The following is a 23,980-nucleotide window of genomic DNA, read 5'->3' on the forward strand; positions in this document are numbered from 1 at the left end:
GCCGGCCTTCGGATCGGGAGAGGCGACATGGTGGTGCTGCGTGAGTTGGTGGAACGGCTGGTCTGGCGGGTGACGCTCCAGCGCCGTCTCGGTGAAGTCTTTGCCTTGCCGGGCGGGGTGTCGCTGGCAAGCCGCGCCGCGCCGTGGATCAGCGAGGGCGCATGGTGGGGCCGTCACGATGCCGCCACCGAGGCCTCTGCACTGTTCGCCGCGCTGCATCGCGACGACATCCACGAGGCGGCCTTCCGCGCCCATCGCCTGCAGCGCGCCAGTCGCCGGCGCGGCCTCGCGGACGTGGCCGTCCATGCCGAGGCCCTGGAGATCGCCCTGGTGTCGCACGACGCGTGCGGCGCGGTGGCTGTCTGTCATGCCTCGGTTCATCTGGTCCGCTCGCTGACCGGCCAGGGCATCCTCCTTACGTCGCAGCCGTGAACGACGCCCGCCGTGACGCGCTATTGCCGTCGCGGGCGCCCTACCGGACCTGAGTCCCTGGCGGAGTGTGACCGCGCATGACCCCGAGTGACCCCTGCATCACGGAAAGCGAGCGCCTCGCCACCCTGCACGCCCTGCGGATACTCGACACGCCGTCCGAGCCTGTTTTCGACGCGCTGGTGCGCGCCGCGGCGCTGGTTGCCCGGCGACCGATTTCCCTGCTCAGCCTGGTCGATGCCTCGCGGACATGGTTCAAGGCCAACGTCGGCCTGGACGGCGCGACCGAGGCGCCGCGGGAATACGCGTTCTGCCAGCACGTGGTCAACAGCGGGCGGGTGTTCGAGGTGGCCGACACACGGGAAGACCCGCGGTTCGCCGCCAATCCCCTGGTCACCGGCCAACCCAACATCCGTGCCTACACGGGCGTTCCCATCGACCTCGATGACGGTACCGTGCTGGGTGCGCTGTGCGTCATGGCCAGCGAGCCCGGCAGCCTGTCGGCGGAACAGGTGGGCATCCTGCAGCACCTGGGGCATGCCGCCGGCCTGGCCATCGCCCAGCGCGCCGAACTGGTCCGCCAGCGCGAGGCCGCCGAAAGCGAGTCCGCCCACGCACGCCACCTGGAAAAGGAACTGCGCGCCAGCGAGGCGTTCCTGCATCGCACGGGCCGGGTAGCCGGCGTGGGTGGCTGGGAACTCGACCTGGAAAGCAGCACGGTGCGCTGGTCGGAACAGATCTGCCGCATCCACGAGGTGGCGGCGGGTTACCAGCCGTCACTGGACGAGGCGGTCAGCTATTACGCGCCGGAGGCGCGACAGCTCCTTGCCGAGGCGATCGGCGCCGCGGTGGAGAAGAACCTGCCATGGGACATGGAACTGCCCATGGTGACGGCCCGTGGGCGACCGATCTGGGTTCGCGCCGTGGGTGCGCTGGAGCGGGAGGGCGATGTGCCCGTGAAGCTGTCCGGCGCCCTGCAGGACATCACCGACCGCCGCCGCGCCATGCAAGCGCTGGAAACGAGCGAGCGCCGTTTTCGCAAGCTGTTCCAGTATTCGCTGGGCCTGATCTGCACGCACGATCTCGAGGGCATCGTGCTGGCGGTCAACCCCGCCGCCGCCGCGTCGATCGGCTACGGCATAGGCGACATCCTCGGCCGCAGCCTGGGCGACTTCATGCGGCCGGAACGTCGTCCCTACCTGGCCCTGTACCTCGAGCGCATACGGTCCCAGCGGATCGACGCGGGGATGTTCGAGCTGGTGGCGCCGGACGGCTCCCTACGCTACTGGCGCTACCAGAACGTGCTGGATACCGACGCGGAAGATCCCTACGTGCTGGGTCACGCCCAGGATGTCACGGCCCAGAAAAGCTACGAGAAAACCCTGCTGGACTGGTCCACGCGTGACGCGCTGACGCATGCGATGAACCGGAGGTACCTGGCCGGGTTCGAGGCCGAGCAGACCGACGACATGCGCTGGGCCTGCGTCGCCGTGGATATCGACCACTTCAAGCAAGTCAACGACACGCACGGCCACCAGCGTGGCGACGAATTGCTGCTGGCCGTCGCCGATATCCTGCGCGGCGCCTGTGTCCCGGGCGACGTGGTGGTGCGCATGGGTGGGGACGAGTTCATCGTGATCCTGCGCGATCCGCGGCGCGTCGACGAGGCACTTGCCCACGTCGCCCGCGCGCAGGCCGGGACAGGCGTGTCGCTGAGCATGGGCGTCGCGCTGCGCGAGGCGGGCGCGTCCGTCGATGACGTGATCGCCGAGGCCGACCGCGCGCTGTATGCCGGGCGGACGCATTCACGGCGCGAAGCGCGTCATTGATACACTGGGGTTTTCCGCAGGTCATACCGGATGCTCAGGGTCGATGGACTGGTCAAGACGGTGCCCGGCGGGCGCACGCTGTTCGATGGCCTCGATCTGGCGCTGGCCCCCGGTGAATTCGTCGCCGTCACCGGCGAATCCGGTGCGGGCAAGTCCACGCTGCTGAACCTCATCGCGGGTCTGGATACCCCCGATGCGGGGCAGGTACGCATCGGCGGCACCGACATCGCCGGCCTGGACGACGATGGCCGCACGGCGCTGCGTCGCGACAGCATCGGCTTCGTGTTCCAGGCGTTCCATGTGCTGCCGCACCTGGACCTGGCGCACAACGTGGCGTTGCCGCTGGCCCTGCAGGGACGCGAAGCGGGCGAATCGCTGCTCGCCGCGGAAGCCATGCTCGTGGCGGTGGGCCTGGGTGGTCGCGGTGGCGCCTATCCGCGGGAACTGTCGGGTGGCGAATTGCAGCGCGTGGCGGTCGCGCGGGCCCTGGTCCACCGACCCGGGCTGATCCTGGCCGACGAACCCACGGGCAACCTCGATCCCGAGACCGCAGCGCGCACGCTCGCGTTGTTCGTCGAGCGCGTGCGCGAGGCCGGCGCCGCGGTGCTGCTGGTGACCCATTCCGCCGTGGCGGCGGCCGCGGCGGATCGCACGCTCGTGCTGTCGCAGCAGGGTCTCGTGCCGCGTGGCTGAGCGCCGGCTGCTGCCCCTGGCTGGCCGCTGGCTGCTCGGCAGCGAGTGGCGCGCCTATCCGGGACGCGCGTTATCCGCGGTGCTGGCCATCGCGCTGGGCGTCTCGCTCGGCTTCGCGGTGCACCTGATCAACGCGTCGGCGCTGGGCGAGTTCGACAAGGCCGTGCATTCGGTCAGCGGAGCGGCGGATCTCACCCTGCGCTCGGCCAGTCCGCTGGGTTTCGACGAGATGCTTTATCCGCGGGTGGCGCGCCTGGCCGACATCGACGTATCGCCCGTGGTGGTGTTGCCGGCCACCCTCGACGGCACGACGCCGGTATTGCTGGAGGGCGTCGACCTGCTGCGCCCGGCACCCGCCGGACAGGGCGCCGGGCCGATCGATGCAGGTGCCATGGGCGGCCTGCTTGTCGGTGACGCGATCTACCTCTCCCAGGGCGCCCAGAAGCTCGTCGGCCGTGCGCCGGGCGATGTCGTGACGCTTTCGGCCAATGGACGCAGCCGCCGCGTGCGCCTTGCCGGCAGCCTTCCCGATGGCGCGCAGCCACGGGCGGTCATGGATATCGCTGCGGCGCAGTGGCGTTTTGCCGCCCTGGGCAGGCTGCAGCGCCTGGACGTCCATCTGGCGGCATCGGCCGATGCCGCCTCCGTGCGGCGGGCCATCCGCGCGGTGCTTCCTGCCGATGTGGTGATCGCCGATACCGCCAGCGATGTCGCCCGTAACGACGGCCTGTCCGCGGCGTATCGGGTCAACCTCGACATGCTGGCGCTGATCGCCCTGCTCACGGGCGGCTTCCTGGTCTATTCCGCGCAATCCCTCTCGGTGGCCCGCCGACGGTCGCAACTGGCCCTGCTGCGGGTACTGGGCATGGCGAAGGGCAGCCTGCTCGCCCAGATCCTGGGCGAGGCACTGGCACTGGGCCTGCTCGGTGCGGCGGCAGGCATCGGCCTGGGTCTGGGCCTGGCCCAGCTGGCGCTGACGCTGCTCGGCGGCGACCTGGGCGGCGGATACTTCCATGGCCAGGCGCCCCGGCTGGTGTTCGCGCCCTGGCCAGCGCTCGTCTTTGGCGCGCTCGGCGTCGGCGCGGCCGTGCTGGGCAGCATGGTGCCCGCACTGGCGGCATCGCGCATCGCGCCGGGCATCGCGATCAAGAACGCCGGCGATGCCGTCGATCCACGTACGCCCGCGCGGGTGCTGCCGGCGCTTGTGCTCCTGACCGCGGCACTCGGTGCCTCGTTGCTGCCCGCCGTCGGCGGCATAGCGTTGTTCGGATACATCGCGATGGCCCTGCTGCTGGCCGGCGGCGTGATGCTGATGCCCTGGTTGTCGCGCTGGCTGGTGGCACCGCTACGCCACCTCCCCGTACGCTCCGTGGCGTTCCGGCTGGCGGCGGCACGCTTGTGGGGTGCGCCGTCGCAGGCATCGGTCGCCCTGGCGGGCGTGCTCGCCTCCACCGCGCTCACGGTGGCGATGGCGGTCATGGTCACCAGCTTCCGCGGTTCCGTGGAACGCTGGCTGGGCGATGTGCTGCAGGCCGACCTCTACGTCGTGGCGGGGACGGGCGCGGGCGGCAGCTTCGATGCCGCGACCCAGGCACGCATGCGCGCCGTGCCAGGCGTCGCTTGGCTGGGCACCCTTAAAGAGGTGCCGTTGCAGTTCGATGCCCGGCGACCCGCGGTCACGCTGGTGGTCAGGACGCTCGACGGGCCGGGCGCTCGCCTGGCGCTGATCGGCCCACAGCGGCCGCCCCCGTCCGGCAGTCTGCCGGTCTGGGTGTCCGAGCCCGCCTCGCGCATCTATCACTGGTTGCCCGGCGATACGCTGACCTTGCCGCTGCCGGGATCGCCGCGGGCAACCGTGGCCGGTGTGTGGCGCGACTACGCCCGCCAGCAGGGTGCCATCGTCATCGATGAGCGCATGTATACGCGACTGACGGGCGACCGTTCGCGCAGTGGCGTATCCATCGGCGTGATGCCGGGTACGCCTGTCGATGCCGTGGCGGACGCATTGCGCGTGGTCGCGCAGGCCGGCGGCACGGCGGCGACCATCAGCCGACCGGCGGACATTCGCGGCACGGCGCTGCAAGCGTTCGACCGCAGTTTCCTCATTACGTACCTGCTCGAGGGCATCGCGGTGTGCGTCGGCCTGGCCGGCGTGGCGGCCACCATCGGCGCGCAGGTACTGTCGCGCATCCGCGAGTTCGGCATGTTGCGTCACGTCGGGGCGCTGCGCGGCGACCTCGCGCGCATGCTGCTGATCGAAGGCACGCTGCTGGGACTGGTTGGCGGCGTGGCCGGTGTCGTACTGGGCCTGGCCATGAGCCAGGTGCTGATCCGCGTGGTGAACCCGCAATCGTTCCACTGGACGATGGATACCCTGCTGCCGTGGCCGTTGCTCGGCGGTGTCGTCGTTGCACTGGCCGTCGCGACGGGAGGCACGGCGTTGCTGGTCGGACGCCGCGTGCTGTCCACCGATGCCGTGCGTGCCGTGCGGGAGGACTGGTGATGCGGGTGATATGGCCGCGCCGGCTGGCGCTGTGGATGGTTGTCGGCGCGGGCTTGACCGTCGGCTCGTGCCCGGCGGGCGATCGTGTGGCGTACACGCCCGTCTCGCCGGTGTCGACCGTGGTGCTCCCGCGCGACCACGCGGCGCATCCGGGTTACAAGACCGAATGGTGGTACGTCACCGGATGGCTGCAGACGCGCGGCGGTCCGGTTGGCTTCCAGGTCACCTTCTTCCGCTCCCGCTTGCCGTTCGACGATGGCAACCCCAGCCGCTTTGCACCCCGTCAGGCGATCATCGGGCACGTGGCGCTGTCCGATCCCGCCACCGGCCATATCCTGGACGCACAGCGGCTGGCGCGCGAAGGATTCGGCCTGGCCGGCGCGTCGACGGAAGCCGCCGACCTGACGCTGGGCGACTGGCGCCTGCATCGCGAGGCGGACGGCCGATTCACTACGCAGGTGCATGGCGAGACTTTCGCGCTGGACCTGACGCTCACGCCGACCCAGCCGGCCCTGTTGCAGGGCGATGCGGGCTACAGCCGCAAGGGACCGGCGACCGGTCAAGCCAGCGCGTATTTCAGCCTGCCGCACCTCGCGGTTTCGGGCAGTCTTTCGCGCGGCGGCGACAAGGAAACGGTACGCGGTGAGGCGTGGCTCGATCGCGAATGGTCGTCCAGCCTGCTGGACCCGAGGTCGGTCGGCTGGGACTGGGCGGGCCTGAACATGGATGACGGCAGTGCCCTCACCGTCTTCCGTGTGCGCGATGCGCAGGGCCACGCCGTGTGGGCCGGCGGCAGCCTGCGGGCCGCGGACGGCAAGGTGACGGTGCTCGGTCCCGCGGATGTTGTGTTTGCCCCGCGTCGTCGCTGGCGCTCGCCGCGCACCGCCGCGGCGTATCCGGTCGAGACCGAGATCACGGTGACGCTGCCGTCGGGACCGCGTCGCTTCACGCTGCGTCCCCTGTTCGACGACCAGGAACTGGATACGCGTCGCACGGGCGGCCCGGTGTACTGGGAGGGAGCCGTGCAGACCGAGGGTGGGCGCGGCTACCTGGAACTGGTGGGCTACGGCGGCAAAGTCAGCCTCTAGCTTCGCCTTTCTCACCTTCGTGCCGGGCGAGTGCCCGGCTGCGCCAATTCATCAGCGGCGTGGTGCTGGCGCCATGCGCGACGATGCTGAGCGCGACGACGGTCAGGACGGCGGCGGCCGCCGTGCGTGCCTGCGGTCCCGCCAGGCCGTGGACGAGTGCGTACGCCAGATAGTTCAGGCTGCCCAGCCCGCGGATGCCGAACCAGCCAAACAACAACCGACGCTGCCATGGCGCACCCGAACGCACGGTGGCGATCCACACGGCCAGCGGCCGGATCACGAAGAACAAGGCGGCCGCCAGCAGCACCCCGTCGAGGGTGAACAGCGGCAGCACGCCGATGCCCACCATGAACACCATCGCCGCGCCGATCAGCCGTTCCATGGTCTCGCCGAAGGACATGGCATCGGACACGACCCAGCCGACCGCCTGCGCCGGATGCTCCGCTTCCGCCGTCGTGCGCTCGTTGGGATTGACCAGGAATTCCGCCGGTGCGCGAATGCCGTCTTCGTCGTGTGCCTCGGCGTTGTCGTCCACCGGCGGATGGCCATGGGTGACATCCATCTCCACGCGGCGCAAGCCCACGCCCGCGGCGAACGCGGCGAGGAAGCCAGAGCCATGCAGCGCCTCTGCTGCGCCGTAGGCAAGGGCCATGGTGCCCAGCGCGAGCAGGTCGCTCGGCGCGACGCCCTGCGCGGCATGGCGAAAACGGGTGCCGATATGGCCCAGGCCCCAGCCGATCAGGAAACCGATGCCGATACCCCCGACCCAGTCCCAGCCCAGTTCCACGGTGAACCAGTGCGGCCAGAAGCCCGGATCGCCTGTTGCCTCTCCTGTCATCCAGGCCAGCGCAAGGACAAGGAAGGGCAGGGCCGTGCCATCGTTGAGGCCCGCCTCGCCGGACAATCCCACCCGCAGCGCATCGTCGTCGCGTGCATCGTCGACCGACACCAGGCTGGCCAGCACCGGATCGGTGGGTGACAGGATGGCGGCGAGGGCAAGCGACAGCGGCCACGGCCAGCCGAACACCACATGCCCGACGACGCATACGCCGCCAACAGTGAGCACCATGGCCGGCAGCGCCAGGCGCACCGCCATGCGCCAGCCCGGATCGGTGAACGGCAGGCGCAGTTTCAGCCCCGTGATGAACAACGATACGATCATGCCCATCTCGGTCGCTGGGCGCAGCCACCCCGTGCTGCTGCCATCGAAAGCTAATGCGGTCAGCGAAAGCAGCTCAGGGCCTACGGCCGCCCCGGCGACGAGGTAAACGGCAAACGTGGTGAGCGGGCTTCGCTGGATGAACCCCGCACTAGCCGAGGTGGCCACCAGCAACCCACCGAAGAAGATGATCCAACCGAGATAACCCATGGGTCAGCATCCCGCCTGGGGCATGAAACAGCCGCGAAGGGGATGGCAACGCCCGAGCTGCCGTCACTCGCAGGGTGCGGCGACGAGGCGCCGGGTGGTCACACTCTGCGCTCGGGCAGCGGCCACAAGTGGCCGAACTCGCTCAGAGCGTAACCACCCGCCACCTCAGCGACGACAGAGGCCATCTGGGTGGAGAGCAAAGTGTTGGCCACCTCGGGCGGTAAGCCCCGAATACCCGCGTCGCGCGAGGCCGCGAGCGTTGCTTGCCCGACCCGTTACCTCAGGCGTGAGGGAGGTGTCGGGGGGTCATCCTCTGAGCGAGTTCGGCCGCTTGCGGCCGCTGCCCGAGCGCAGAGGGTGACCCCCCGACGCCTCCTCCCCGTGGCCAATCAACGACCGCGAGCATTTCCAGTCCTCGATCATCAAGGCACACCGTATAGCCGTCTCGAAGGCTTCACCATTGCATGGTCAACCTACGCGGCTGCATGCGCGTCACGATGGTGCGCAAGAACTTACGAGGCAAGCATGGTGAAGACGATTCCACGCACACCGGAGGAGCGGGCTCCCCGGCTGGCCTCATTGCGCAACCTGAAGATGGCGAAGTCGGCGCACGCGTTCGTCCGTGGCAACACGGTGCAGTTCTACGAATGGCTGGAGAAGTCCGGGCGCGCGTTGCCCAAGGGGCCGGACATGTGGATCTGTGGCGACTGCCATGTCAGCAACATCGGTCCCGTGGCCGACATGGAAGGCGGAATCGATATCCAGATCCGCGACCTCGACCAGTCCGTGATCGGCAATCCCGCGCACGACATCGTCCGGCTGGCGGTGTCGCTCGCCACTGCGGCGCGCGGCTCCGACCTGCCGGGGGTGGTCACGGCGCACATGGTGGAGCAGTTGATCGACGGCTACGAACGCGCGATGGGCAGCGGCCGCAAGGTTTACCGCGTGGTCGAACGACCGGACGCTATCAAGCTGGTGATGAAGACGGCGCTCAAGCGTCGCTGGAAAGACCTGGCGCGCGAGCGTATCGACGGTAGCCATCCGGTCATTCCCGAAGGGCGTCGCTTCTGGCCGGTCACGGCCGAGGAGCGCGAGGAACTGCATGCGCTGGTTTCCACGGAGGGCATGCGCTCACTGGTGACGCAGATCGTGCATCGTGCCGACGATGCCGCGATCGAACTGGTCGATGCCAAGTACTGGGTCAAGGGATGCAGTTCGCTCGGGCGCCTGCGCTATGCGCTGCTCGTTCGCGTCGGGCAGGGCAAGGGTGAGCTATGCCTGGTCGACGTGAAGGAAGCCCTGCGCGCGGCCGCGCCCCGCAGCACCGATGCCGTCATGCCACGCGACCACGCGTCGCGGGTCAGGGAGGGTGCGCTGCACCTCGCGCCCAATCTCGGCCAGCGCATGCTGGGTGGCCGGGTACAGGGAAGGTCGGTCTTCGTGCGCGAACTGCGCCCGCAGGACCTGAAGGTCGATATCGAGCGCATGGACGGCGACCAGGCCATGAATGTGGCGCGTTACCTCGGCAACGTGGTCGGTCGTGCCCACGCGGCGCAGCTCACCCGCGAGCAGCGCCGCACCTGGCTGGGCGAACTGGCGCGCAACCGGCCGGCGAACATCGATGCGCCGTCGTGGCTGTGGCGCAGCGTGGTCGAGCTGGTACAGGCGCATGAAGGAGGCTATCTGGAACATTGCCGGCGCTACGCCACCGCAGCGCCTTGACGGCTTTCACACGGCGCCCTCACACGAGGTGCTTCACTCCGCACCGAAATCAACCAAGGTCTCAGGGGAACCCATGAACAGCAGCACGCCACAGACGAAGCCGACGGTCGAACCGGAGGTTTCCAAAGTGCTGGACTCCGCCGTCGACGACGCCGAGATGCCCCTACCGAGCGACCCGAAGACGGTGTTCCTCGGTGGTCTGTTCATCCTCGCCGTGCTGGCAGGCGCCTTCGTCGCCAAGGAAGTCATCCTTCCCGTGGTGCTCGCCTTCATCCTCAAGCTCCTGCTCCAGCCGGTAATGCGGTTGCTGGCGCGGATCAAGGTGCCCCGGGTGCTGGCGTCGCTGCTGATGATCCTGGCGCTGTTCGGCATCCTGGCCGGTCTGGGCAGCGCGCTGAGCGGCCCGGCGAGCAACTGGGCCAAGCGCCTGCCCGAAGGCCTGCCGCGCCTGCAGCAGCGTGTGCAGGTGATCAGCGGCCCGCTCGACAGCCTCAAGGGCATGCTCGACCACGCCAAGGGGATGGTGGGTGGTGGCTCCCCGGCCAGCGCCGGTGCCGGCGCGGCGGACGAGAAACAGGCGGCGCCCGTCGCCACGGGCTCGTCGGATATCCAGTCGACCATCCTTTCCGGCGTGCAGACGTTCGCTTCGGAGTTCCTGACCACGTTCCTGGTGCTGTTCTTCCTGCTCAATTCCGGCGACACCTTCCTGCGCCGGCTGGTGGAAGTGATGCCGCGCTTCAAGGACAAGCGTCAGGTGATCGACATCTCCCAGCAGGTCGAGTCCGATGTGTCGTCCTACCTGGTGACGATCACGGTCATGAACGCGGCGGTGGGCGTGGCCACGGGCCTGGCCATGTGGGCGCTCGGACTGCCTGACGCCGCCCTGTGGGGGGCGGTTGCCTTCCTGCTCAACTACGTCCCGATCCTCGGGCCGCTGGTGGGCGTGGTGACCTTCCTCGGGGTGGGCATGCTAAGCCTCGATCCGCTCTGGAAGGCGTTCATGCCGATGGTCCTGTACGGTGCCATCCACATCATCGAAGGCGAGACGGTCACCCCGATGCTGCTGGCCCGGCGCTTCACCCTCAATCCGGTGCTGGTCATCGTGGCGCTGCTGTTCTGGGACTGGATGTGGGGTGTCCCGGGCGCCATCCTGGCCGTGCCCATGCTGGCCATCACCAAGATCGTCTGCGATCGCATTCGCCCGCTTGCCGCCTTCGGCCACTTCCTGGAAGGGGAGAAGCACGGCATCGACCCTTGAAGAAAAGGTTCGTCACACAGCGGGCTAGAGTCGCAACAGGGAAATCGCGATCTCGACCACGATGAGGACGACGATCGCGATTTCCAGCAGTTCGGAGCGCCGGCTCGACGCTTCTTCGTACAGCGCTGCGTAGGTATCGCGCACGATCGCCAGTTTGCGGTCCACCGAGGCACTGAGCGTCGGCACGCGAAACAGCGACAGTGCGCTGCTGTACACGCGAGCCAGGTAGACGTCCTCGGTGACTTGCAGGGCATTGTCCACGCGCTCGGTCAGCTCGGTCACCTCCGCCACCAGCGTGTAGAGGCGCCGTGCGAGGTAGGCGAAGCGGCGCGATGCGAGCAGCGAGGCCGCAGTGCGTGCGTTTTCCACCTGGTCGTACATCAGTGGCAGCTCGTCGTCCAGCAACGTGTCGTAGTAGCGCAGCTCCACCAGCTGCGCATTGGCCACCTCGATCACGTCGGCCACGTCGGTGTCGCGGCGCGGTTCGTAGATGAAGGCGCGGTCCCAGTTCAGCACCACCAGGTCGTCGGCGTAATACGAGAAGCTGCGCGACAGCAACTCGTTGCGTGCCGCGCGCGAAAGGGGGCGGCTTTCGCCGGAAAGTACCTGGGTCAGGTCGATCCGGCTGCGCAGCGACTCCGCATCCAGGGGCGTGTCGAAGGCATGCACCGTCGCGATGAGGTAGTCCTCGTCGATGGCGCTGGTGGCCGGCCGGTCCAGCGAGGGCAGGATGACGTCGCGCACGCGGGCGAGCAGGTCGGTCCAGAAGGCGGGGTCGGCCCCGGCACCGACGCGTGCGTCGAGTGATTCCACGTCGCGCGCGAACACCTCCCACGGCTGGTTCTTCACCGCGATGCGTAACGACAGCGCCGCCACGCCGAAATCGTAGAGTCGTACGGACAGCAGGGCGGTGGCATCGCGGTCGGCGAGCGGAAAGGCGATCTCGCCCAGCGCCAACCACAGCGGCGCGACACCGAAGGACACGGCCTTGGGCGGCGTCGAGAGGTGCGAGCGATTGAAGGCCTGGCCCGAGCGTTCGGCCCATAGCCGCTCGGCGTGGGCAAGATCGATGCTGTAGGCGATGTCGATCAGGCGCAATGCCGTGAGTTCGCCATCGGCGACGGCCGGCTCGTTGGGATTCACGTGCTTGCCTTGACAGGAAAGGCGCAGTGTAGCGCCCGGTTCTTGCCCCCGCGTGTCAGCGCGCGGGATACCCCGCGGGACCGTGCCGTGTCGCGCGTGCAACCCCTACGCGTCCAAGGCGCAGCGCGCAGCCGAGCGCGGCCAGGCCGAGCACGATCGCGGCTGCCAGCAGCCACAGGTCGAGGCTTTCGATGGGATCACGTGCTTCCGGTGTGGCTCCCAGGGGCGGCGAGACATCGAACAGGCGCCAGGCCACCCAGGCAAGGGCCGGACCGATCGCGGCCGCCGCCCAGGTCGCCGTGCGCGAGGCCAACGGTGCCTGTGTCGCGACGAGGGCAATCACGACCCCGACCGCGGCGGCGACGCTCAACAGCATCATGTGGGACATGGGACGCCTCGCAGCCAGCAAGAACCTGAGCCCATCCTAAGGATTCCAGATGACAGTCGCGTGGTCTTGCGAACGGTTCGGGGTGTCGACCCATGACTTTTGGCCTATTCAGGCCGCCCGGCGAGATGCCGATAGCCTGCAAATGTGACGGGGGTCACAGTCGAGGGGGCAGGGCGATGGGGACGCGTGGGTCGTCGCTGAGAGAGATTCCGACCGGGAAGCTCCGGCTTGGCATGTTCGTCCACGACGTCGGCGTGTCCTGGGTATCGCATCCGTTCTGGCGCACGAAGTTCCTGCTGGAGACCGCCGACGACCTGGCCACGCTGCGTTCGCTGGATGTCGCCACCGTCTGGATCGATACGGCCAAGGGGCTGGGTGAACTTCCCGCTGTCGCCAGGGCGGACGTCGCCGACAGCGCCGCGTCGTCGACAACCAACGACGCGATGGCCGTGGAGCCGCGGTGCCCCCCGGCGGCTGCCGTACCCGATCCTGTCCTCACCGCCCAGGCGCTGTGCGAACGCGCACGGGGTGTGGTGGTACGCATGTTCCAGCAGGCGCGCCTCGGCGGCGGCATCGATCCCACGGCGGCGCGCGAACTGGTCGACGACATGTCGCGCTCGATCGAATCGCATCCCTCGGCCCTGCTCAGCCTGGTGCGCCTGAAGACGGCGGACGATTACACCTATATGCATTCGGTGGCCGTGGCGGCGTTGATGCTCAGCTTTGCCCGCCACATGAACCTGGATGCGCTGCGCGTGCGCGCGGCGGGCATGGCGGGCTTGTTGCACGACGTCGGCAAGTCGCAGGTTCCGCTGGATGTGCTGAACAAGCCGGCCGAACTCAGCGCGACGGAAACCTCGCAGGTGCGCCGGCATCCGCAACTGGGCCATCGCTTGCTGGTGAGCCGCGGCGGCATGGATCCGGAGGCACTGGACGCGTGCCTGCACCATCATGAGAAGTTCGACGGCACCGGCTACCCGCACGGGCTGGTCGGCGAGCAGATCACCCGGCTGGCACGCATGACCGCGATCTGCGACGTGTACGACGCGATCACATCGGAACGGCCGTACAAGAAAGCCTGGGACCCGGCGCATGCCGTCCAGCGCATGGCGAGCTGGAAGGGCCATTTCGACCCACGCCTGTTCCGCGCGTTCGTGCGCACGGTGGGTGTCTATCCGACCGGCGCCCTGGTACGGCTGGAATCGGGACGCCTGGCCGTGGTGCTGGATGGCTCGCGCGAAGCGCTCACCCAGCCGCTGGTCCGCGTCTTCTACTCGATCGTCGAAGGCCGCCGGGTGGACCCGTTCGTGCTCGACCTGGCCGAAACCGGATGCGCCGATCGCGTGCTGGCGAAGGAAGCGCGCGGCGAATGGTCGGATGCCGAACTGGCCGAGCTCGCGTTGCCCTAGGGCGGCGTGGTGCCGAAGATATGCAGGGCGGCGTGCTGCAACAGCATGATCGTCTTGGCATCCACGATCGTGCCGCGGGCGACCATGGCCAACGCCTCGTCGAATGGCGTTTCGATCACCTCGATGTCTTCACCTTCGGCGGCGATGCCACCGCCGCTGCCGACCTTGGCCGATGCCTCGTACGTGGCGACGAAGAAGTGCAGTTTCTCGGTCACCGACCCGGGGCTCATGAACGCCTCGAACACCTTGCGCACGTCGTGGATGCGATAGCCGGTTTCTTCCTCCACCTCCAGACGGATGCGTTCCTCCGGCGTGGCATGGTCGAGCAGCCCGGCGGGTGCTTCGATCAGCAGGTCCGCATAGCCGTTGACGAACGCGGGGAAGCGGAACTGCCGGGTCAGCACGACGGTGCGCATCCGCTCGTTGTACAGCAGCACCACGGCGCCGTTGCCGCGGTCGTAGGTTTCGCGTTGCTGGCGCTGCCAGCTGCCGTCGGAGCGATGGAAATCGAACACGGTCTTCTTCAGCAGGTACCAGTCGTGCGAGAGCACGTGGCTTTCGACGATGCGTACACGGTCGGCAAGTGGGGGCATGGGGGCACCTGGGGACTCGACAACGAGGGGGTTGCACGGTAACGTGCAGTTTCGTGCAATGTCAATGAAGTTCGTGCAACCATGCTGACCACCCACCGCAAGCAGGCCATCCTCGCCGCCCTCCAGCGGGACGGGCAGGTGATTGCCAAGACCCTGAGCGACGCCTTCGGCGTGTCCGAGGACACGGTGCGTCGCGACCTGCGCGAACTGGCGGCGGAAGGGCTGCTCCAGCGCGTGCATGGCGGCGCGCTGCCGGCCTCGGCAGCCATGGGCGACTTCGTGCAGCGGCAGGACATCCACATGGGCGTGAAGCGGGCCATCGCCGCCCGTGCCGCCAGCATGATCCTGCCTGGACAGGTGGTGATCCTCGATGGCGGCACGACCTGCGTCGAGATGGCGCGCTGTCTTCCACCCGCGCTGGAGGCCACCGTGGTGACGCATAGTCCCAGCGTCGCCGTGGCACTGGCTGCGCACCCCCGCATCGAGGTGGTGCTGATCGGCGGACGGCTGTTCAAGCATTCCGTGGTCACCGTCGGGGCCGCCGCCGTGGAGGCGCTGTCGCGCATCCGTGCGGATACGTATTTCATGGGCGTCACCGGCGTGCATCCCACCGAGGGGTTCAGCACGGGCGACCTCGAGGAAGCGCACATGAAGCGTGCGCTTGCCGCCCGGGCCGCCGACGTGGTCGTGCTGGCGTCCACCGAAAAGCTCGGCGCGGCGTCGCCCTATGTCATCGGCGGTATCGACATGGCCCAGAGCGTGGTGGTCGATGATGCCGCGCCGGATACGCTGCGCCGGGCACTGGCCCAGGCAGGCGTTTCCGTCGTGGTGGCCCAGGGGCCGCGGTCAGCTACGCCGTCCTGAATCCAGGCGCAGGCCGCTGCTCCGGCATACATCGATACCGGGGAACGTCAAGGCGGCCCCGTTGCGAAAGGTCACCCGGAAGTCGCGCAGGCAGTCGCCGGCGGGTAGCCGCACCGTGGCGTCGGTGCGTCCGCCCTGGAGGGGCGGATCCAGCGGCAGCTCGGCGAAGGCACCGCTACCGGCCGGTGCGACGCCCAGCGCGGTCGCGGTGTCGAAGGTGGCGTTTATCACGGTGAACAGGCGCGATGCGGAGACGCGAGCGGGCGATTCGACGGCGGCCGCGGGCAGGGCGACGAGGACGATGACGCAGACAAGGGCGATACGGATGGACGACATGGGGCAGCTCCGGCGTGATGTTGGTCCGAAGCAGAGCGCTTGCGCGGTCGTTTGCGTAGCGCCGCGGGACGAATCGTCGCGGTGCGCGGACGAATCGTAGCCGGCGCACACCGGCGTTGACGCGCGTCGCGAGGCGCCCAAGACTGGGCCCTCTTTTCCGTGGATATCGCCATGAAGGTCCGGCTTGGAACCCTCGACATCGGCCTGGGCCGCTATCTGGGCGTATGGACCGTGGTTGCGGTGGTGTTCGCGGTGCAGCGTTCCATCCACGACGACCTGGACAGCCACGGGTTCGATGCCGTCACCTACCTGCGCTGGTCGCTGATCCAGTGGTACAGCTGGGCGGCGCTGGCGCCGCTGGTCTTTCGTCTTGCCGCGCGCTACCGCTTCGATCCCGCGTTTCGCATGCGCGGGGTCGGCATCCATGCGCTGGCCAGCATCGTCGTCACCTTCCTGTCCATGCTGATCGGCGCAGTGGTGTCCACCTTCTTCGAGCCCAGCGGCCTGGGCGAGCAGCTGCACCAGTTCACCCGGCACATGGGCACGGGGTTGTTCACCTACTGGGCCTTGCTGGCGATCCAGCAGAGCGTGCAGCTGCATGAGGAAAAGACCCGGCGCGAGATCGAGGCCAGCCGCCTCGCCAGCGAACTGGCGCAGTCGCGACTGCACGCGCTGAAATCGCAGCTGCAGCCGCATTTCCTGTTCAACACGCTGCACGCGATCGCCACGTTGCTGCGCGAGGATGCGCTGTCCGCCGAGGATATGCTGATCCGCCTGAGCGACCTGTTGCGGGCGTTCCTCGAAGACCAGGACGGCCAGGAGATCACGCTGCGGCGCGAACTGGTCCTGCTGGATCTCTACCTCGGCATCCAGCAGATGCGCTTCAAGGATCGCTTGTCCACGCGGATCTACGTGCAGCCCGACACGGTGGAATGCGCCGTGCCCAGCCTGATCCTGCAACCCATCGTCGAGAACGCGATCCGCTACGGTATCGGCGAGCAGGTGGGCGACGACCGGGTCGAGGTCGATATCCGGCACGAAGGCGACAGCCTGGTCATCGAGGTGCGCAACCACAACAGCACCCTGGAGCGGGCCGGACCGGAAGCGACGCCATCCGGCCACGGCATCGGCCTGCGCAACACCGCCCTTCGGCTGCGCGAGCTGTACGGCGACGCCGCCGGGCTGCGCCTGGACATGATCTGGCCCCGCGGCGTGGCCTGTCGCATCCACCTGCCTTATCGCGAGCTGGACGACGCCGACGACATGCCGGAGATCATGCCCGCATGAGCCTCGCGACCCTGGTGGTGGACGACGAGCCGCTGGCCCGGCATGCGATCGTGAGGTTGCTTCGCGAGGATGCCGACATCGAGATCGTCGGCGAGTGCGGCGATGGCCTGTCCGCCGCGCGTGCCATCCGGGAGCAGTCGCCGGACCTGGTGTTCCTCGACATCCAGATGCCGGGCATGACGGGCATGGACGTGGTGGGAACCATCGGTGCATCGCGCATGCCCGCCACCGTCTTCGTTACCGCGTTCGAGCACTACGCCGTGCGCGCGTTCGAGGCGCACGCCGTCGATTACCTGGTGAAGCCGTTCAGTCGCGACCGCTTCGCCGAGACGCTGCGTCGCGCGAAGGCCCGCTTGCACGCGCGCGGGGGCGCTGCGGCGGTGCCTCAAATGCAGGAAGTGCTGGACGCGCTACGCGAACGCAAGGATTACCTGCAGCGTCTTCCGGTCCGCGTGGACGAGCACATCACCCTGGTCGATGTCGACGACATCGTCTGGATCAAGGCCTCACGCAACACGGTGCGGCTGCACCTGGCCTCGTGCGAGTACGAGATGCGCGAGACGATGGCCACCCTGGCCGAGCGCCTGGATCCACGACGGTTCGCCCGCATCCATCGGTCGGCCATCATCAACGTCGCCCGGGTCAGCACCATCCAGCCGTGGTTCAACGGCTACCACGTGGTCACCATGGACACCGGGCAGAAGCTGCGCATGAGCCGCTACCAGCAGGCCTCCTTCATGCGGCTGCTGTCCCCGGGAAGCAACGCGGGCGACTGACGCAAAAAAGCGCCACCGTTCGGCACGGCGGCGAGGGGAGACTGCAATGGCGGCCGTCCATGGCCTTTGGTTTCTTGTTATGCGTGGTATGGCGTCAGAAGTCGTACGTGGCCGTGAGGCGCGCGTAGCGGGGCGACTGGTAGTAGATGCCGGCACCGTACGTGTTGGACACGGTGAACTTGTCGTCCTCGTACGTGGAGTCCACGAGCAGCGGCTTGCGCTCGTTGGTCACGTTGAACACCGACAGGCCGAAGGCCAGCTTGTGGTCCGCGAACGACGGACGGTACTCGACCGCCAGGTCCAGCTGCTTCACCCAGGGCAGGCGCGTGTCGCCCGGGGCGAACAACTTGCCAGCGCACGAGTGGTAGGCCGAGCCGTAGCCGATCGGATCGTCGTTGTCCGGGCCGAAATAGCCCAGGCACGAGCGCGGCGCGCCGGAGGTGATCCGCATGGAGCCGGAGAACATCCATTCCGGGGTCAGCTGGTAGGAACCGTAGGCCTTGAACTGGTGCGTACGATCGTTGGCGAGCAGGCCGTTGCTGTGGATCATCAACTCCCTGGAGTCCCAGTCCTGGGTCTTGGAGATGTCGTCCTGGCCGATATCCGATTTGACCTGGCCTTCGGTGTTGCCGAAGCTCCGGGAGAACGTGTAGTCGGCGCGGAACGCCCACTTGCCGTCGAACGGGTGCTCCATGTACATGTCCAGCGCGTAGTACTTGCGCTTGGCGCCGGAGGTGAAGCCCCAGTCGTCGGTGGACATGCGCACGCGCGTGCGGCCGTTGCCGTCGGCATTGGCCAGGCTGAAGGTGTTGGTCTCGCCGGGGTTGAAGATGACGCAGCCGGGGATCGTCACGCTGGCCGGGTCCACGCCCTCGGTCTGCAGCTTGTCGGCAATCCTGCCGGTGTCGCACACGTCGTCGATGGCGGTCTGCAGCTTGCGATAGGTCAGCTTCATGCCGCCCACCCACTGGTCGCCCAGCGTCTTGTCGAAGCCGAGGATGGCCTCGTCCTGGTACTGCGACTTCAGGTCGGTCGCCGTGATCGACTTCGGATCGTTGGCCTGGCCGTATTCGCCGCCGGACGACACCGGGCCGGGGCCCAGGGCGGTGAGGCCCGTCGGGTTGCCGACCGGATCGATACCGGTATAGGTGAAGTACTCATCCGTATAGGTCGACGAAGACGCGCCACGAATCGCCACGCTGTTGGGCAGCGCGAGGTAGTAGCGGCCGAGGTTGCCGTACACCTTCAGCGACGAGTCGCCGAACACGTCCCACGACGCACCCAGGCGCGGCGCCCACTGGTTGCCGCTGTCGACGTACACCTTGTGGTTGTTGTTGTAGTTCTTGAACTTGTCGTTACGCAGGCCGAACGTGAAGAGGAACCGGTCCGAGACCTGCCATTTGTCTTCCAGGTAATACGCTTTCTGGTCGACCGCCATGCTGGTGATGGTGCTGAAGATCTGCTTGTCGACGAAATAACCGTCGCCACCCGGCGCGCCCACGCCCAGGCTTTCCGAAATGGCCTGATCCGGTGCACTGGTCTGGCGATAGCGATAGTAGTAACCCGGGCCGGTCGTCGTCTGGCCTTCGTTGTGGCCGTTGAACTTCATGTTGTCGATACCGCCGGTAAGCCGGTGGTCGCCGACCTGCCATTCCAGGTCCGCACGCAGGCCGTGCGTCTTGCTGTTCGCGTCGGGTGCGTTCTTCGTGGTGGTGGTCGCGCTGTTCGAGATCGGCGTGCCGCCGTTCGCCGCCGGATCCTGCAGGTCGGGGCGATTGATGAACGGCGTGATGCCGTCATCGCCGGGGTTGTTCACCAGGTCGTCGGTGCGGCTCTTGCCGTAGGTCGCCGAGAACGTGAGGTCGTCGGTGATGTAGCTGGTGTACTTGGCGATCGCGTACTTCGACGCGTCCTTGGTGCTGTTGGGGTAGGTGCCGGTGAATGGCCCTGCCTTGCGCGTGGCGTAGTCGTAGTTGTAGTACGCACCGCTGCGCTCGTCGTTGGAACGGATGCCGGTCAGCTCGAGGATGTTGGCGTCGTTGATGTTCCAGTCGAGCTTGGCGTAGTACTTGGGCAGGTTATAGGTGTAATGGTTGTTGGCGATCGGGTTGGCGATCGCGGTGTTGCTGGACGTGCCTTCGGTCTTCTCCGTTTCCGCGGCCACGAAGAGATACAGCTTGTCCTTGATCAGCGGACCACCGACGTAACCGCTGACGGTGCGGGTCCACTGCGTATTGCCCTGGCGGTTGCGGTAGATCGAACCGGCCAGCGACGGATCGGTGTAGCTGTAGCCTTCGGGCAGTGCGCCGTCGGGAAAATACTGGCTGCCGAGGGTGGAGCGGGCGAACTTCGGCTCCCACAGCACCTGCGCGCCGAAGTGCCACTCGTTGGTGCCGCGCTTGCCGACCTGGCTGATGACGCCGCCATCGGAGCGGCCGTACATGGCGCTGTAGCCGCCGGTATAGACCTCCTGCTGGTCGATCGCGCCGTACGGCAGCGACACGCCACCCAGGTTCTTCAGCGGGTCGGAGGTGCTGAAGCCGTTGATGTAATAGGCGTTCTCCGACACGCCGGCACCGCCGAACGAAACCACGCGGCCGAAATCGCCCGAGCCCGTGACGACACCGGGTGCCAGCAGCGCGATGGCTTCGGCACTGCGGCCCAGCGGCAGACGCGCCAGCTGCTCGGAGGTGATGACGGTGCGCGAATCCACCGACGAGACGTCGATCGCCGGCAGCGCATTGGCCGATACCGTGACCGAATCCAGGGCCTGGGCGTTGCTGGCCGCGGCGGCACCGGCGAAGGACACCTCCGAGCCGGCACCGACGGTGAGGCCCACATCCTTGCGGGAATCGACGACCTTGCCATCCTGCATCACGTTGACCGTGTAGCTGCCCAGCGGCAGGCTGCCGATGCGGTAGCGGCCATCCTGGCCCACGGTGACCTCGCGGGTGACACCGGTACTGCCGGCCGCCTGCACGGTGCTGCCCGGCGTGGCCTGGCCGAAGATCGACCCCGTGGTCGACTGCGCGAAGACCGTGCCCGTGCTGCCGAAACCCACGGCCAGCGCCATGGCCAGGGCGGTGTGGCGCAGCATGCGCGACGAGGTGATGTAGCGTGAAGTCATGGACGAAGCTTCCCCAGATGGGTCCGTGACGGACCGGAAAATCGGCCGATGGCCGAAACCACCATGACTGCGATGTGGTGCCGCACATTCCCCCGAACGTGCGGCATCGACAGCATGGCAATGTTGCACCGCGTCACTGAGCGGCTTGACGCAACATTGGCGTAACAATTGAAAAGGGTCAAGCCAGGCAGCGTCGGAAAATCCGCATGGGTATGGGCACTTGCGCACGAATAACGCGTGAAATGGCCTGTTTGACCTTCATTTCACTCAAATCGGGCGTTTTTCCTACGAATCATTCCTAGAAATTACTCAAATAATTACGACCGCACGTTTATGCGCGGAAGGACGTCGCCCCGACTCAACCTTCGCCGAAAGCGCGGTCTATCTCTGTGGACACCGCAACCATCGCCGCACCGAATCCCGGCTGCGGCTCGGTGCCGGAGGGCCCGAGCAGGCAGAGCAATACGTTCGCCGCCTCGGCGATGCCGGTAAGGCCTTCGGGTGCCGCGAGGAAGGCGATGCGGCGTGCGCGACGGCGACTCTCGTCGAGGTCGCCGCACACCGCGGCTTCGTTCATGGTGACGGCATCGACGATGATGTCGCCCATGGTGTAGCTGGTCGCCGTGTCCTGATCCTGCTGCATCTTCCCTCTCCCAGTGGCTCGGTCCGCAGCATAACGGCGCGGGCGTCGGCGGGATGTCGATCCTGCCGATGCGGCCCGGGCGGACGGCCGATCTGTGACGATGGTCGCATCGTACGCGAGGGTGGAGAAGCGGTGTGCTCCGGAACGGTTACAGGTCGAACGACGCGGATACCAGGAACGTGCGCGGCGCGCCCTGGGTGAGATAGCCGCCGTTGGACGTTGCCCAGTACCCCTTGTTGGCCACGTTCTGCACGGTCAGCCGGAAGGTGACCGGCACACCCTCCAGGTGCGTGGTGGTCCGTGCGCCGATGTCGTAGGTGGTCCAGGCCGGTAGCGTCAGCGTGTTGGCGTTGTCCAGGTATTGCTTGCCGGTGCGCACGGCGCGTGCGCTCAGCGTCACGTCCGGCGTGTTGGGGATATCCCACTCCGCGCCGAGGTTGGCCTGGAAGCGCGGCGTACCGATGGAATCCTTGCCTTCGTTGATGCCGTCCTGCGTGTCGGTCTGTTCGGGCTGGATGTAGTTCGCGCCGCCCAGCAGGCGCAGTCCCGCCACCGGTTCACCGAAGAAGCTCCATTCGACGCCGCGGTTGCGCTGCTCGCCGTTCACCACGTACGTGTTGCTGGACGGCTCCACATAGGCATTGGGCTGCTTGATCTGGAACAGGGCCAGCGTGCTGCCGAATTCACCGGCGTCCCACTTCACGCCCAGTTCGTTCTGCTTGGACTTGTACGGGGCGAACACCTGGCCGGCATTGGTGACCGCACGGCCGGCGAACTGGTCAGGGGCCTGGCCACCCTGGGTCAGGGCCTCGATGTGGTTGGCATACACCGACCAGTGGTCCGCCACGCGGAAGTTCACGCCGACCACCGGGCTGTTGGCGAACTGGCTGTACTGCGAGTTCTTCACTTCGGTGGCGTAGGCGTAGCCGATCACTTCGAGCTTCTGGCGGCGCGCGCCGAGGGTGACCTGGAGGCGGTCGTCCATGAAACCGAAGGTGTCGGACACGGCCAGGCTGCGCAGCAGGGTGCGCCCGGTGATGCCCGGATCGCTGATGGGGCCGATGTCGTAGACGAAGTTCGGCACCGGCACGTAGGTGGGGGCGTAGATGTTGGTCTGGATCGGGTCGAGCGAGCCGGCGTAGGCGGCCTTCTTGCGGAAGTTCAACGCTGAGACGCTGACGTTGACGCGCTGGCTGACATCGCCGTCGAAGGAGGCGTTGAGGCCCGCCTCGCCCGTGGCGGTATCGGCGATGTAAGGCACGGTGAAGCGTGTCTCCGTGGCGCGCCCGCTGCCGTCCAGCAGCGTGGGGCTCACGTAGTCGCCGTACTCGTTGCCGTGATGCGCGCCCGCGGCGACGTAACCCGTCAGCCACGGCGTGAAGTCGTATTCCGCACGCACCACGCCGAAGGTGTCTTCCAGGGACGAGTTGGACCACGGCTGGGCGTAGTTGGTCTTCGCCGAGGGCGCGCGCGGCACATAGGTAAGGCCGCTGGTGTAGACCACCGCGCGGCCACCCGTGATGACCTGCTTCTGGTAACCCAGGTCGGTGGTGATGCGCAGGTTGTCGCCCTGGAAATCGAAGGCGACGCCCAGCGCGGTGACGCGGCGTTGCTCGCCGTCGATCGCCGTGTTGCCGTCGCGGTGCACCGCGTTCACGCGCAGGCCGAACGCGTCGTTGCTGCCGAAGCGGCGGCCGATGTCCACGCTGCCGCCGGTCTGGCTGTCGCTGCCCCAGTCCAGGCCGATGCGGGTGATCGGGGTGGCTTCCGCCCGCTTGGGCGCGATGTTGATGTTGCCGCCAACCGCCGAGCCGCCCGGGCTGATGCCGTTGAGGAAGGCGCTGGCGCCCTTGAACACCTCGACGCGGTTGACCAGCTCGGGGGCCAGCAACTGACGCGGCAGCATGCCGTACAGGCCATCGAAGCCGATGTCGTCGCTGGCCACCTGGAAGCCTCGGATGACGAACGTCTGCGAGAAGTTGCCGTAGCCGAAGCCGGTGCGGACGGACGGATCGTTGGCGACCACGTCGCCCAGCGACCGGGCCTGCTGGTTGCGGATCAGCGTGTCGGTATAGCTGGTCATGTTGAACGGGACGTTCATCAGGTCCTGGTTGCCGAGCACGCCGAAACGGCCACCCTGGGCGACCTGGCCACCGGCATAGGCGGCGGTGGGCGGGGCGACATTGGCCTTGACCTGCACGCCGGAGAGGGTGGTCGCGTTGTCGGCGTGGCGCGTCTGGTCGGCCGTGGCTGCTTCGTCCGTCGCATGGGCGGTCCCCGCGAGGAGGAGGGCGCCGACGAGGGCGGCGCGAATGGACACGGTAAGGCGGCGAGGCGCCTGAGAAGCGATGGCGAGCATGAAGATCCCGGAGCGAGGGCGTACGACAAAGGCGAATGGAAATGCGAATCGCTCGTATTATGATCGATCCGCGTACCACCCGCCAGTGGCGAGACGCCGCAAAGGGCCGTCCCTGGCCCTGGGCCACCGTGCCGGTCATGCGCCCGGCGCGGTGGCCCCGTCCC

General features: G+C 67.6%; 19 protein-coding genes. 11 read left to right on the forward strand and 8 right to left on the reverse strand.

Annotated features, from left to right (window positions below):
* The first annotated feature begins 27 nt into the window (after nucleotides 1-27).
* The 5 genes from QRN34_RS11740 (at nucleotide 28) to QRN34_RS11760 (ending at nucleotide 6,542) form a co-directional block, all read left to right on the forward strand.
* On the forward strand, nucleotides 28-432 hold the full coding sequence (locus QRN34_RS11740; RefSeq protein ID WP_285404650.1) for a hypothetical protein: 405 nt from the start codon (nucleotides 28-30) through the stop codon (nucleotides 430-432).
* Between the two features lie 77 nt (nucleotides 433-509).
* On the forward strand, nucleotides 510-2,258 hold the full coding sequence (locus QRN34_RS11745) for a diguanylate cyclase (protein WP_285404651.1): 1,749 nt from the start codon (nucleotides 510-512) through the stop codon (nucleotides 2,256-2,258).
* 30 nt (nucleotides 2,259-2,288) lie between these two features.
* Entirely contained in the window at nucleotides 2,289-2,951 is a 663-nt protein-coding gene (locus QRN34_RS11750; RefSeq protein WP_036141683.1) for an ABC transporter ATP-binding protein, read from the forward strand.
* Nucleotides 2,944-5,454, forward strand: a complete 2,511-nt coding sequence (locus QRN34_RS11755; protein WP_285404652.1) for an FtsX-like permease family protein — start codon at nucleotides 2,944-2,946, stop codon at nucleotides 5,452-5,454. The genes QRN34_RS11750 and QRN34_RS11755 overlap by 8 nt, the downstream gene beginning before the upstream one ends.
* Nucleotides 5,454-6,542 (forward strand): lipocalin-like domain-containing protein, encoded by a 1,089-nt coding sequence (locus QRN34_RS11760; protein ID WP_285404653.1) that lies wholly within the window; start codon nucleotides 5,454-5,456, stop codon nucleotides 6,540-6,542. Before QRN34_RS11755 ends, QRN34_RS11760 begins: the two co-directional genes overlap by 1 nt.
* Here QRN34_RS11760 and QRN34_RS11765 read toward each other — a convergent pair.
* Nucleotides 6,532-7,911 (reverse strand): cation:proton antiporter, encoded by a 1,380-nt coding sequence (locus QRN34_RS11765; protein WP_285404654.1) that lies wholly within the window; start codon nucleotides 7,909-7,911, stop codon nucleotides 6,532-6,534. The two genes, QRN34_RS11760 and QRN34_RS11765, sit on opposite strands and share 11 nt — an antisense overlap.
* Nucleotides 7,912-8,436: 525 nt before the next feature.
* Here QRN34_RS11765 and QRN34_RS11770 point away from each other — a divergent pair.
* Nucleotides 8,437-9,633: a DUF2252 family protein gene (locus QRN34_RS11770; protein WP_285404655.1), complete on the forward strand. Its 1,197-nt coding sequence runs from the start codon at nucleotides 8,437-8,439 to the stop codon at nucleotides 9,631-9,633.
* 73 nt (nucleotides 9,634-9,706) lie between these two features.
* The gene (locus tag QRN34_RS11775) at nucleotides 9,707-10,891 is read left to right on the forward strand and encodes an AI-2E family transporter (protein WP_285404656.1); all 1,185 of its coding nucleotides are present in this window, start codon (nucleotides 9,707-9,709) and stop codon (nucleotides 10,889-10,891) included.
* 24 nt (nucleotides 10,892-10,915) lie between these two features.
* Here the strand turns inward: QRN34_RS11775 and QRN34_RS11780 are convergent, their stop codons facing one another.
* Together QRN34_RS11780 and QRN34_RS11785 are read right to left on the reverse strand one after the other, a co-directional pair.
* Nucleotides 10,916-12,034, reverse strand: a complete 1,119-nt coding sequence (locus QRN34_RS11780) for a hypothetical protein (protein WP_285404657.1) — start codon at nucleotides 12,032-12,034, stop codon at nucleotides 10,916-10,918.
* Between the two features lie 55 nt (nucleotides 12,035-12,089).
* A complete protein-coding gene (locus tag QRN34_RS11785) occupies nucleotides 12,090-12,422 on the reverse strand; it encodes a hypothetical protein (protein WP_285404658.1) in 333 nt (110 codons plus the stop codon).
* A 176-nt stretch (nucleotides 12,423-12,598) separates the two neighbouring features.
* On the opposite strand from QRN34_RS11785, the gene QRN34_RS11790 reads away from it, so the two are divergent.
* The gene (locus tag QRN34_RS11790; RefSeq protein WP_285404659.1) at nucleotides 12,599-13,831 is read left to right on the forward strand and encodes an HD-GYP domain-containing protein; all 1,233 of its coding nucleotides are present in this window, start codon (nucleotides 12,599-12,601) and stop codon (nucleotides 13,829-13,831) included.
* Here the strand turns inward: QRN34_RS11790 and QRN34_RS11795 are convergent.
* Nucleotides 13,828-14,424 carry an NUDIX domain-containing protein gene (locus tag QRN34_RS11795; protein WP_285404660.1) on the reverse strand — a complete coding sequence of 199 codons (597 nt, stop codon included), beginning with the start codon at nucleotides 14,422-14,424 and terminating at the stop codon, nucleotides 13,828-13,830. The two genes, QRN34_RS11790 and QRN34_RS11795, sit on opposite strands and share 4 nt — an antisense overlap.
* An 81-nt stretch (nucleotides 14,425-14,505) precedes the next feature.
* Between QRN34_RS11795 and QRN34_RS11800 the strand changes: the two genes are divergently transcribed.
* Nucleotides 14,506-15,288 (forward strand): DeoR/GlpR family DNA-binding transcription regulator, encoded by a 783-nt coding sequence (locus tag QRN34_RS11800; protein ID WP_285404661.1) that lies wholly within the window; start codon nucleotides 14,506-14,508, stop codon nucleotides 15,286-15,288.
* Here QRN34_RS11800 and QRN34_RS11805 read toward each other — a convergent pair.
* On the reverse strand, nucleotides 15,271-15,624 hold the full coding sequence (locus tag QRN34_RS11805) for a hypothetical protein (RefSeq protein WP_285404662.1): 354 nt from the start codon (nucleotides 15,622-15,624) through the stop codon (nucleotides 15,271-15,273). The two genes, QRN34_RS11800 and QRN34_RS11805, sit on opposite strands and share 18 nt — an antisense overlap.
* Nucleotides 15,625-15,795: 171 nt before the next feature.
* On the opposite strand from QRN34_RS11805, the gene QRN34_RS11810 reads away from it, so the two are divergent.
* Both QRN34_RS11810 and QRN34_RS11815 read left to right on the forward strand, forming a co-directional pair.
* Nucleotides 15,796-16,911 (forward strand): histidine kinase, encoded by a 1,116-nt coding sequence (locus QRN34_RS11810; RefSeq protein WP_285404663.1) that lies wholly within the window; start codon nucleotides 15,796-15,798, stop codon nucleotides 16,909-16,911.
* On the forward strand, nucleotides 16,908-17,687 hold the full coding sequence (locus QRN34_RS11815; protein WP_285404664.1) for a LytTR family DNA-binding domain-containing protein: 780 nt from the start codon (nucleotides 16,908-16,910) through the stop codon (nucleotides 17,685-17,687). The genes QRN34_RS11810 and QRN34_RS11815 overlap by 4 nt, the downstream gene beginning before the upstream one ends.
* A 94-nt stretch (nucleotides 17,688-17,781) precedes the next feature.
* Here QRN34_RS11815 and QRN34_RS11820 read toward each other — a convergent pair whose 3' ends face one another.
* The 3 genes from QRN34_RS11820 to QRN34_RS11830 all read right to left on the reverse strand — a co-directional run bounded on the left by QRN34_RS11820 (nucleotide 17,782) and on the right by QRN34_RS11830 (nucleotide 23,816).
* Nucleotides 17,782-20,814: a TonB-dependent receptor gene (locus QRN34_RS11820; RefSeq protein WP_285404665.1), complete on the reverse strand. Its 3,033-nt coding sequence runs from the start codon at nucleotides 20,812-20,814 to the stop codon at nucleotides 17,782-17,784.
* Between the two features lie 358 nt (nucleotides 20,815-21,172).
* Nucleotides 21,173-21,457 carry a hypothetical protein gene (locus tag QRN34_RS11825; protein ID WP_285404666.1) on the reverse strand — a complete coding sequence of 95 codons (285 nt, stop codon included), beginning with the start codon at nucleotides 21,455-21,457 and terminating at the stop codon, nucleotides 21,173-21,175.
* Between the two features lie 148 nt (nucleotides 21,458-21,605).
* Nucleotides 21,606-23,816: a TonB-dependent siderophore receptor gene (locus tag QRN34_RS11830; RefSeq protein ID WP_285404667.1), complete on the reverse strand. Its 2,211-nt coding sequence runs from the start codon at nucleotides 23,814-23,816 to the stop codon at nucleotides 21,606-21,608.
* Nucleotides 23,817-23,980: the final 164 nt, after the last annotated feature.

Source organism: Luteibacter sp. ME-Dv--P-043b (assembly GCF_030209605.1).
In the GTDB taxonomy this organism is placed as follows: Bacteria; Pseudomonadota; Gammaproteobacteria; order Xanthomonadales; family Rhodanobacteraceae; genus Luteibacter.

Bases quoted from the DNA above. Each gene is read 5' to 3' on its own strand.
- QRN34_RS11805 (WP_285404662.1), bottom strand. From the start codon at position 15,624: ATGTCGTCCATCCGTATCGCCCTTGTCTGCGTCATCGTCCTCGTCGCC.
- QRN34_RS11800 (WP_285404661.1), top strand. From the start codon at position 14,506: ATGCTGACCACCCACCGCAAGCAGGCCATCCTCGCCGCCCTCCAGCGG.
- QRN34_RS11825 (WP_285404666.1), bottom strand. From the start codon at position 21,457: ATGCAGCAGGATCAGGACACGGCGACCAGCTACACCATGGGCGACATC.
- QRN34_RS11745 (WP_285404651.1), top strand. From the start codon at position 510: ATGACCCCGAGTGACCCCTGCATCACGGAAAGCGAGCGCCTCGCCACC.
- QRN34_RS11810 (WP_285404663.1), top strand. From the start codon at position 15,796: ATGAAGGTCCGGCTTGGAACCCTCGACATCGGCCTGGGCCGCTATCTG.
- QRN34_RS11830 (WP_285404667.1), bottom strand. From the start codon at position 23,816: ATGCTCGCCATCGCTTCTCAGGCGCCTCGCCGCCTTACCGTGTCCATT.
- QRN34_RS11770 (WP_285404655.1), top strand. From the start codon at position 8,437: ATGGTGAAGACGATTCCACGCACACCGGAGGAGCGGGCTCCCCGGCTG.
- QRN34_RS11795 (WP_285404660.1), bottom strand. From the start codon at position 14,424: ATGCCCCCACTTGCCGACCGTGTACGCATCGTCGAAAGCCACGTGCTC.
- QRN34_RS11765 (WP_285404654.1), bottom strand. From the start codon at position 7,911: ATGGGTTATCTCGGTTGGATCATCTTCTTCGGTGGGTTGCTGGTGGCC.
- QRN34_RS11775 (WP_285404656.1), top strand. From the start codon at position 9,707: ATGAACAGCAGCACGCCACAGACGAAGCCGACGGTCGAACCGGAGGTT.
- QRN34_RS11740 (WP_285404650.1), top strand. From the start codon at position 28: ATGGTGGTGCTGCGTGAGTTGGTGGAACGGCTGGTCTGGCGGGTGACG.
- QRN34_RS11750 (WP_036141683.1), top strand. From the start codon at position 2,289: ATGCTCAGGGTCGATGGACTGGTCAAGACGGTGCCCGGCGGGCGCACG.
- QRN34_RS11815 (WP_285404664.1), top strand. From the start codon at position 16,908: ATGAGCCTCGCGACCCTGGTGGTGGACGACGAGCCGCTGGCCCGGCAT.
- QRN34_RS11790 (WP_285404659.1), top strand. From the start codon at position 12,599: ATGGGGACGCGTGGGTCGTCGCTGAGAGAGATTCCGACCGGGAAGCTC.
- QRN34_RS11820 (WP_285404665.1), bottom strand. From the start codon at position 20,814: ATGACTTCACGCTACATCACCTCGTCGCGCATGCTGCGCCACACCGCC.
- QRN34_RS11785 (WP_285404658.1), bottom strand. From the start codon at position 12,422: ATGTCCCACATGATGCTGTTGAGCGTCGCCGCCGCGGTCGGGGTCGTG.
- QRN34_RS11760 (WP_285404653.1), top strand. From the start codon at position 5,454: ATGCGGGTGATATGGCCGCGCCGGCTGGCGCTGTGGATGGTTGTCGGC.